At 39.8% G+C, this 6,665-nt stretch carries 9 protein-coding genes; 8 read left to right on the top strand and 1 reads right to left on the bottom strand.

Annotated elements, in window-relative coordinates:
* Positions 1–362 precede the first annotated feature (362 nt).
* The 8 genes from ACIPKN_RS09660 (at position 363) to ACIPKN_RS09625 (ending at position 6,111) form a co-directional block, all read left to right on the top strand.
* Entirely contained in the window at positions 363–488 is a 126-nt protein-coding gene (locus ACIPKN_RS09660; protein WP_400935494.1) for a hypothetical protein, read from the top strand.
* Positions 488–709 carry a hypothetical protein gene (locus ACIPKN_RS09655; protein WP_400935492.1) on the top strand — a complete coding sequence of 74 codons (222 nt, stop codon included), beginning with the start codon at positions 488–490 and terminating at the stop codon, positions 707–709. Before ACIPKN_RS09660 ends, ACIPKN_RS09655 begins: the two co-directional genes overlap by 1 nt.
* A gap of 190 nt (positions 710–899) precedes the next feature.
* Positions 900–1,253, top strand: coding sequence for an anti-sigma F factor antagonist (gene spoIIAA / locus ACIPKN_RS09650; RefSeq protein WP_400935490.1), 354 nt, complete (start codon positions 900–902; stop codon positions 1,251–1,253).
* A complete protein-coding gene (gene spoIIAB, locus ACIPKN_RS09645) occupies positions 1,246–1,686 on the top strand; it encodes an anti-sigma F factor (protein ID WP_142507315.1) in 441 nt (146 codons plus the stop codon). Before spoIIAA ends, spoIIAB begins: the two co-directional genes overlap by 8 nt.
* 10 nt (positions 1,687–1,696) lie before the next feature.
* Positions 1,697–2,488 (top strand): RNA polymerase sporulation sigma factor SigF, encoded by a 792-nt coding sequence (gene sigF / locus ACIPKN_RS09640; RefSeq protein WP_053483127.1) that lies wholly within the window; start codon positions 1,697–1,699, stop codon positions 2,486–2,488.
* A gap of 15 nt (positions 2,489–2,503) precedes the next feature.
* Positions 2,504–3,952, top strand: a complete 1,449-nt coding sequence (locus tag ACIPKN_RS09635) for a spore germination protein (protein WP_400935487.1) — start codon at positions 2,504–2,506, stop codon at positions 3,950–3,952.
* Between the two features lie 265 nt (positions 3,953–4,217).
* Complete coding sequence (lysA, locus tag ACIPKN_RS09630) at positions 4,218–5,537, top strand: diaminopimelate decarboxylase (RefSeq protein WP_400935485.1); 1,320 nt, start codon at positions 4,218–4,220, stop codon at positions 5,535–5,537.
* Positions 5,538–5,736: 199 nt separating this feature from the next.
* The gene (locus tag ACIPKN_RS09625) at positions 5,737–6,111 is read left to right on the top strand and encodes a GNAT family N-acetyltransferase (protein WP_132363147.1); all 375 of its coding nucleotides are present in this window, start codon (positions 5,737–5,739) and stop codon (positions 6,109–6,111) included.
* On the opposite strand, the gene ACIPKN_RS09620 is transcribed toward ACIPKN_RS09625, so the two are convergent.
* Positions 6,105–6,611 (bottom strand): DUF309 domain-containing protein, encoded by a 507-nt coding sequence (locus ACIPKN_RS09620; protein WP_400935482.1) that lies wholly within the window; start codon positions 6,609–6,611, stop codon positions 6,105–6,107. The two genes, ACIPKN_RS09625 and ACIPKN_RS09620, sit on opposite strands and share 7 nt — an antisense overlap.
* Positions 6,612–6,665 lie beyond the last annotated feature (54 nt).

Here is a 6,665-nt window from a genome sequence, read left to right as displayed (position 1 = left end):
AAAGTCGGAGTGACGGAAGGAAGGGTCTGAGCGAAGGAAAGAAAGGCCGAAGCGACGGAAAGAAGAGTCGGAGTGACGGAAGGAAGGGTCTGAGCGACGGGAAGAAAGGCCGAAGTGACGGAAAGAAGAGTCGGAATGACGGAAAGAGGTCAGGATGATGGAAAGAAAAGTCGAAGCGACGGAACGAAGCTAAGGCGACGGAAAGAAAAGTCGGAGTGACGGAAGGAAGGGTCTGAGCGACGGGAAGAAAGGCCGAAGTGACGGAAAGAAGAGTCGAAGTGATGGAAGGAAGGGTCTGAGCGAAGGAAAGAAAAGCCAGGGCGACGGGTAGAACAGCTAAAGTCGTGGATAGAACTGACAAAATGATGGATAGAACAGCTATAGTCGTGGATAAAACTGACAAAATGATGGATAGAACAGCAATAGTCGTGGATAAAACTGACAAAATGAAGGTAGAACAGCTAAAGTCATGGATAGAACCGACATAATGACTAGAACAGCTAAAGTCGTGGATAGAACCGACAAAATGACGGATAGAACAGCTAAAATCGTGGATAGAACCGACAAAATGACGGATAGAACAGTTAAAATCGTGGATAGAACTGACAAAGCGACGGAACTGCGCTATCGCTCCGCTGTCGCACAAAAAACATTTGCAGGCATAAGCACAAAGCCGATTCGGGACGCAATATTGCCGAGGCAATATTGATCCTCATAATAATTCTTGTGAAAAATGGCTGCCATGTTTAAAAAATGTTGATTTATCCCATACTGAATTTAACCTAAAAAGCTATAAGTATGTCGATTTGCCACTATTTCGGAAGACTTTGCACTAGTTCTGTCAGCCGCAAGGAATCACCACATTGAATGTGGAATTGCACGAGGAGGAGGCGATGTTCATGCATTTTCAATTAGAGATGGTAACAAAAGAGACAGTAGTTATACGTTTATTTGGGGAGCTCGATCACCATGCAGTACAGCAAATTCGAGCTAAAATTTCTACAGCAATTTTTCAAGGCGCTGTATCGACTATCATTTGGAACTTAGAGGGGCTTTCTTTTATGGATAGTTCAGGTGTAGGTTTAGTGCTTGGTCGAATGCGTGAGTTAGAAGCAGTCGCTGGACGAACAATTTTATTGAATCCATCGCCGACAATGCGAAAAGTGTTTCAATTTTCAGGTTTAGGGCAGTGGATGATGGATGCAACTGAGGAAGAAGCGATTGATCGAGTTAGGGGGATTGTAAATGGATAACGAAATGACATTAACTTTTTTAGCAATTAGTGAAAATGAAGCCTTAGCGCGAGTAGCTGTGACAGGTTTTATCGCACAATTAGATCCAACAATTGATGAGCTATCCGAATTTAAAACGGTTGTCTCAGAGGCTGTTTCTAATGCTATTATTCACGGTTATGATGAGGATGGTAGGGGCGTTGTTACAGTTCATGCAAAACGTGAGGATGATATTGTAACTGTGTCTGTTATGGATAAAGGTATTGGTATTGAGGATGTAAGCCAAGCGATGGAGCCGTTATTTACGACGAAAAGTGCGATGGAACGTTCAGGTATGGGCTTTACTATTATGGATAGTTTTTCAGATCAGTTGACAGTAATGTCTAAGTGGCAAGAAGGTACAACTGTCACGTTTACGAAGAAATTTTACTCGGTTCGCACACCGGTAATGTGAGGCTACGATTGTGAAGCCGCTAGAACAGTCGTCCGATAAGCTATTGTCACAGGGAGAAATGCGAGATTTAATTGCACGTGCACAGCAGGGCGATCATGAGGCTCGTAAACGAATGATTGAAGGGAATACGAGGCTTGTGTGGTCTATCGTCCAACGTTTTACAAGCAGGGGCGTGGAGCTCGAGGATTTATTTCAAATTGGCTGCATAGGGCTCATGAAGTCTGTGGATAAATTCGATCTAACGTATGATGTTAAATTTTCGACATATGCTGTACCAATGATCATCGGAGAAATTCAGCGCTTTTTAAGGGACGATGGTATGGTGAAGGTTAGCCGATCTATTCGTGAGCTTAATTTTAAAATTCGTCATGCAACTGATGAATTCATTAAAAAAAATGAGCATCCACCAACCATTCATGAATTAGCACAGGTTCTTGGAGTCACATCTGAGGAAATTGTAACAGCTTCCGATGCATTAAGAGATCCCGCTTCCTTGCATGAACAATTGTATGAGAGCGAAGGGGATTCTATTACATTAATGGATCAGATGAAGGACGAAAAATCTGAGCAGCCATTTGACTATATACCATTAAAAGAGGTACTCACAAGACTTGAGCCTAGAGAGCAGTCCATTATTTATTTACGGTATTTCTCAGATTGTACCCAAACTGAAATTGCTAATAGGCTCGGGATATCTCAAGTTCAGGTATCGCGATTAGAGAAAAAAATTCTTGCCCAATTAAAAAATTGGATGGCTACAAGTGCCACAGTTGAAGAGGAAGAAGTAAAAAAAGACATCTAAGAAAATGGTGACAGCATGACAGAAAAAGATAAACTTTTTAACAGCTTAGAAGAAGCCGAAAATTTTCTTAAAGAACAATTTGGTGACGGCGAATCATTTGACATTAGTATTAAGCATGTATTTGTCAAAGATTTGCCGGTTCTTTGTGCATATATAAGCGGACTTGTGGATGGAATAGTGTTAACACAATTACTCTCTAATATGTTGCCTGATGAGGACATTGATATTGAGGATGAAAAGGAGTATTTTGAAGCCTATTTCAATTTCCAAGGTCGTTCAGAGGAAACCAAACGTGAAGCCATTTTATTATCCATATTAAGTGGACAAGTAGCCTTTATAACGAAAAGTGGTTATGGCTATGTTGCTGAGATTCGAAATTATCCAGGACGTACCCCTGCGGAGCCTGATAATGAAAAGGTTATTCGTGGATCTAGGGACGGCTTTGTAGAAGGTATTTCACAAAATGCTGCTTTGATTCGCCGAAGAATTCGCAATAGTAATTTACGTTTCGAGCTACATAAAATATCCGAAATCGGTCAAACCGATGTCGCGCTAGCGTTTATAAAGGGTATTGCGAGTGATGAAACGCTCGATAAATTACGACAGCGCATGGAACAAATTAATCATGATGGCTTGACTATGACTGATAAATCACTAGAGGAATGGCTGTTTAAACAGAAGTTTCATCCAGTTCCTTTTGTACGATATACGGAACGACCAGATATTACCGCAGCTCATTTACTTGAGGGGCATATAGCCATTATTGTCGATACGTCACCTTCCGTCATTATCGTGCCAGCAACGGCCTTTCATTTATTGCAGCATGCTGAGGAATATAGGCAGGCACCAACAGTCGGAACCTTCGTCCGTTTTATGCGCTATTTTGGAGCAATTATGGGTTTATTATTATTGCCCTTGTGGTATTTATGTGCAACACACGGGATCCATTTACCGGATGAGTTATCCTTTTTAGGGGAAAAGAAAAAATCACATATCCCACTTTTACTGCAAGTATTAATTGGAGATGTTGGGATAGAATTTTTGAGGATGGCCGCCATTCATACCCCATCACCATTATCTACTGCGATGGGGTTAGTTGCCGGTGTAATTATTGGTCAGATTGCTATTGATGTTGGGGTTTTCTCACCAGAAGTAGTGTTATATACAGCCGTTTCAGCTATTCTAACCTTTATTATTCCGACATATGAGCTAGGTATCTCCATTAAACTCTTTAGATTAGTGTTGTTAATAATGACTGGCATATGGGGAGTTAATGGGTTATTTATCGGGTTATTTATATTATTTACGTATTTATGTTCATTACGTCCGATGCAAGCGCCATATTTATGGCCACTTATTCCGTTCTTCCCAAGTGCGATGCTTCGCGTACTTGTTCGTTTCCCAATGACTGCAGATGCATTGAGACCATATGTTGTCGATTCCCCACAGCGAAAAAGATCATAGAAGCCGTTGCACTCGTTTTTTTCATGTGATAAAGTTCACATATAGTATTTTGTGATTTTTGCGAAAATTGTCTTCATTCATCAAAAGGTTCACCACGACAAGGTCTAGGCATATATGTGATATTAGCTCCGTTTGAACCATTCTTGAATGAAGCAATACATCTCTAAATAAGGATTGGATTGTAGGCTAAGATTGCCTATATCCTTACTAAAAATGGGGAGCAATTTATCATAAGATGGAACGATGTGAAAAGGGAGAGATGCACATGCATTTTTATGGAACACAAGCGATTTCTGAAGATGGTCATTTAACGATTGGACAGGTAGATACATTAAAGCTTGCAAAAGAGTATGGTACACCTTTATTTGTGTATGATACAGTGCTTATTCGGAAGCGTGCACGCGGCTTTATTGATACGTTTAAAAAACTAGGTGTAAAAGCAGAAGTAGCTTATGCTTCAAAAGCATTTGCATGTGTAGCTGTGTACCAATTAGCGGCAGAAGAAAGTCTATCTTTAGATGTGGTCTCTGGTGGAGAATTATTTACAGCTTTAAAAGCTGGTTTCCCTGCAGAGCGCATTCATTTCCATGGTAATAATAAGAGCATTGCGGAATTAGAATTAGCCTTTGACTCGAAAATCGGTTGTATAGTCGTGGATAATTTCTATGAAATTCAACTTTTACAAGAAATCTCAGAGCGCCGTCAACAAAAAATGCGTATTTTACTACGTGTCACACCAGGTGTTGAGGCACATACGCATGATTTCATTACGACAGGTCAAGCGGATTCTAAATTTGGCTTCGACTTAAATAATGGTCAAGCAGATGAAGCTTTCCAACAAACTTTTAACCATGAATACTTAGAGCTTCTAGGATTACACTGCCATATCGGCTCACAAATTTTTGATACAGCGGGCTTTGGCTTAGCAGGAGAAAAACTAATTGATAAGATTTCTGATTGGAAGAAAACTCACGATTTTACATGTACTGTGTTAAACTTAGGAGGGGGCTTCGGAATTCGTTATACTGAGGAAGATGCACCGCTTGAGCCACAAGTATATGTAGAGGATATGATTACAGTTGTAAAGAACAAAGCGACTGTACTTGGTCTAACTATGCCGGAAATTTGGATTGAACCAGGGCGTTCACTTGTAGGCGATGCAGGAACATCACTTTATACAATTGGTTCACAAAAAACAGTACCTAATGTTCGTAAGTATATTGCTGTTGATGGTGGTATGAGTGATAATATCCGTCCAGCATTATATGATGCGAAGTACGAGGCGGTCATTGCAAGTAAAGCAAATGAATCGAAAAGTGAAACATATACAGTGGCTGGTAAACTTTGTGAATCTGGCGATAAATTAATTATTGACGCTAAGCTTCAGGAAGCAGCTTCTGGTGATGTGCTAGCAATCTTCTGTACTGGTGCGTATGGATATTCTATGGCGAGTAACTATAATCGTGTGCCACGACCAGCAGTTGTATTTGTAGAAAATGGCAAGCATCAATTAGCAATTCGACGCGAAAGTTATGAAGATATTGTTCAAAACGATCTCCCGCTAACGTTAAAAAAGGGTGAGTAAATATGAGAAAAAACAAATGGGTATTACTAGCGTCCATTTCAACTTTTATTTTGTTGTGGGGCGTTGTCTATTGGGTATTGGCGTCTAAAGGTATTCTCGGACCTGGTTCGTAAGACAGAAATTGACTTGCGGTAAAAGTACAAATCGTGTAGGATAGTCAAAGATTATGTACAGCTAGAAAATGAGGGAATAGACAAATATGTTAATTCGATATAAAAAAGCTTTCGAGAAAATAGCAATGGGGCTACTCTCGTTTATGCCTAACGAAAAAGACATAAAAAAGCTCAAAGAGACAATCCACTCCTATGAAAATGATGATAATTGGGTTTTATATTTATGGAAAAAGAACGATGAGTATGTAGGCATTGTTGGACTTGTAACAGACAGTAATAATATAGCTATGATTCAACATGTTTCCGTTGTCCCTTCTTATAGAGGTGAAGGTGTTGCGAAGGAAATGCTACAGGAAGTAGCAGACCTTGGCCAGTATGAAAGTGTGCGTGCAACAGAGGAAACGCGTAATATTGTTCAAAAATGTATAAATTGTATCGATGAAGAAGCAGACGATCATTGACGTCTGCTTTTTCTTTGTTTGCTTTCTTGACGCTCTGCAAGAATATGTGAGCGATCTCGAAGCATATGTTTATGAAGAAGATAGTTAGTGTTACTTGGTGGTAAAATCTGTATGCGAGTAAAAACTAATTCCTCTAGTATGGCTGAAAGAGGAAGTAGAAATGCTTGAAAGGACTTGCCCTTTTGGGTAGCAGAAAGTGAATCTGTTAGTTGTGTTATTAGTATTTCGTAATCGATTTCGTCAAAAAAGATGTGGCCTTTATTATGTTGAAAATTATGAAGCGCTTTTTCTAAAATTCGCGCAGCACCAATAAAATTATCTCGTCGCCAATGATATAAACCTGTTGCGAGTTGTACGTATCCAACGAGAGGATGCTTTTTATCACCTGGAGCAATATCCTTCCAGTATTCCTCAAGGACTTCATGGCATTCAAAAAAATCTTGATTTCCATTGAAAAAAGCACAATAGTCGATAAATAAAGTGTAATGCTGTGGATGCATTTTGGACTCCTTTCTACTATACTAAAAGAACATAGAATCTCAGGGTGGTAAAAC

This window comes from Lysinibacillus sp. NPDC086135 (assembly GCF_044746345.1).
GTDB lineage: Bacteria > Bacillota > Bacilli > Bacillales_A > Planococcaceae > Lysinibacillus.
Note: the sequence above shows the minus strand (reverse complement) of the source record. Positions and strands in the feature narration are given on the sequence as shown.

Coding starts and splice junctions, on each gene's coding strand:
- ACIPKN_RS09620 (WP_400935482.1), bottom strand. CDS start 6,611: ATGCATCCACAGCATTACACTTTATTTATCGACTATTGTGCTTTTTTC.
- ACIPKN_RS09660 (WP_400935494.1), top strand. CDS start 363: ATGATGGATAGAACAGCTATAGTCGTGGATAAAACTGACAAAATGATG.
- ACIPKN_RS09625 (WP_132363147.1), top strand. CDS start 5,737: ATGTTAATTCGATATAAAAAAGCTTTCGAGAAAATAGCAATGGGGCTA.
- ACIPKN_RS09655 (WP_400935492.1), top strand. CDS start 488: ATGACTAGAACAGCTAAAGTCGTGGATAGAACCGACAAAATGACGGAT.
- spoIIAA (WP_400935490.1), top strand. CDS start 900: ATGCATTTTCAATTAGAGATGGTAACAAAAGAGACAGTAGTTATACGT.
- lysA (WP_400935485.1), top strand. CDS start 4,218: ATGCATTTTTATGGAACACAAGCGATTTCTGAAGATGGTCATTTAACG.
- ACIPKN_RS09635 (WP_400935487.1), top strand. CDS start 2,504: ATGACAGAAAAAGATAAACTTTTTAACAGCTTAGAAGAAGCCGAAAAT.
- spoIIAB (WP_142507315.1), top strand. CDS start 1,246: ATGGATAACGAAATGACATTAACTTTTTTAGCAATTAGTGAAAATGAA.